3 protein-coding genes and 1 pseudogene are annotated in these 1916 nt (G+C 45.5%); all 4 read right to left on the reverse strand.

What is annotated here, in order from left to right:
• Positions 1–345, reverse strand: a pseudogene (locus tag B3182_RS15790) (serine--tRNA ligase); the annotation flags it as partial.
• A gap of 1 nt (position 346) precedes the next feature.
• On the reverse strand, positions 347–637 hold the full coding sequence (locus B3182_RS15795; RefSeq protein ID WP_292354578.1) for a DUF190 domain-containing protein: 291 nt from the start codon (positions 635–637) through the stop codon (positions 347–349).
• The gene (gene crcB / locus B3182_RS15800; RefSeq protein ID WP_292354576.1) at positions 634–1008 is read right to left on the reverse strand and encodes a fluoride efflux transporter CrcB; all 375 of its coding nucleotides are present in this window, start codon (positions 1006–1008) and stop codon (positions 634–636) included. The genes B3182_RS15795 and crcB overlap by 4 nt, the downstream gene beginning before the upstream one ends.
• A gap of 136 nt (positions 1009–1144) precedes the next feature.
• Positions 1145–1916 (reverse strand): class II fructose-bisphosphate aldolase (locus B3182_RS15805; RefSeq protein WP_292753468.1); only part of this gene is annotated, 772 nt, incomplete at its 5' end.

Genomic DNA, 1916 nt, shown 5'->3' on the forward strand with positions numbered 1-1916 from the left:
TTTACCGGCAGGTACATCGGCCTGCGGGATATTCGGCACTCCCATTGCCAGCTCATTAAGCTGTTCCAGAACTTTAGCTAATCTCGCCTCGGCAGCTTTATGCTGATCGCCTAAATCATCAATTTCGGCCAGTAATGGCGCAATATCCTCACCGGAAGCTTTTGCCTTACCTATCATTTTGGAACGAGCATTGCGCTCAGTTTGCAATGTCTGCGCATCAAGCTGTGCCTGACGGCGTTCTGCTTCCAGGGTTTCCAGCAATCCAACGTCAAGCTGAAAGCCACGACGAGCCAAACCTTTTGCAACTTCCTGCGGTTCGGTACGTAATAATTTGAGGTCTAACATGTTAAATTCCGCTTTGAACTGGCCAGCTGACAATATGATCAGCCTCAACCAGTGTTTTTATTGTGGTGATGATATCGTTTATTTGTTCCGGTTTATCAAAAAGTTCAATAACCATCGGCAGATCCGACGAAAGATCCAATAATGAAGCTTTATGCACTAACCCATCTGACCCCAGACCCGCGATGCCGCGAAATACGGTAAAGCGAATTTTATTCTGCTCAAGCCACTTAATGACCTGCCGTACTTCATGCCGACCATCAGATAAATAAATTCTTACCAATGTCAGATTCATAGCTGTCTTCCAAGACTAATACCCAACCAGGTGGCCGCAAGGCATAATACAACGCTTAAAAATACATTTAATCCCGCTTTGATAAAAGCGCCATTTTCCATCAAGGTAAAGGTTTCCAGAGAAAAGGTTGAAAACGTGGTAAATGCACCGAGTAATCCGACCAGCAAACCAGCACGCCATTCCGCCGCTACGGCAAGTTTTTCAATCAGCAGAATGAACAGCACCCCTATAAGCAAAGAACCCAGGACATTCACTGCTAATGTTCCATAGGGAAAGTCACGACCGAATAATTTATAAACGCCGTTAGACATAGCAAAACGCATTATAGCGCCAACTGCGCCACCTACAGCGATAGCAAAAAGTTGTAACACGAAAGATGCCCTGTTATTAGCAAGTGAGTTATTTTACCTGAATCACGGCAAAGACTGGCAGCGAATGTCAGGAGACACGATTTTCCAGCTTCAGCAATTTCCAGAAAATGCTGCAAAAGCCACTAGCAAATCAACGTTAATTAAACTTAGGAGTAAGTTCTCCACTACGATAACGCTCTACCATGTCATGTAATGAAATGGGTTTGATTTTACTGGCATGGCCGGCACTGCCAAACGCTTCATAACGTGCCTGACAGATTGCCTGCATCGCTTTGGTCGCTTCTTTATAAAATTTACGCGGGTCAAACACCGCTGCATTTTTTTCATCGTTCAAAAACTGGCGGATAGAACCGGTTGAAGCCATCCGTAAATCAGTATCAATATTTACCTTACGCACACCGTATTTAATTCCTTCAACAATTTCTTCCACTGGCACACCATAGGTCTGGCCAATATTTCCACCATGGGTATTAATGATTTCCAGCCAGTCCTGCGGCACAGAACTGGATCCATGCATCACAAAATGGGTATTGGGCAAACGTTGTTGCAAGGTCTTCAAATGACTGATGGCAAGCACTTCACCGGTGGGTGGTTGGGTAAATTTATATGCACCATGACTGGTACCAATGGCAACCGCCAACGCATCTACCTGGGTTTGCCTGACAAACTCAACAGCTTCATCGGGATCGGTTAACAACTGACTATGATCTAATTTACCTTCAGCACCGTGACCATCTTCCTCGCCCATCATGCCGGTCTCCAGTGATCCGAGACAGCCAAGCTCACCTTCGACTGAAACACCACATGCATGGGCCATTTCACTGACTTTACTGGTCACGTTTACGTTGTAGTCAAAATCTGAAGGAGTTTTCATATCTTCCAGCAGGGAGCCGTCCATCATCACCGAG

It is taken from the genome of Methylophaga sp. UBA4204 (assembly GCF_002379485.1).
Lineage (GTDB): Bacteria > Pseudomonadota > Gammaproteobacteria > Nitrosococcales > Methylophagaceae > Methylophaga.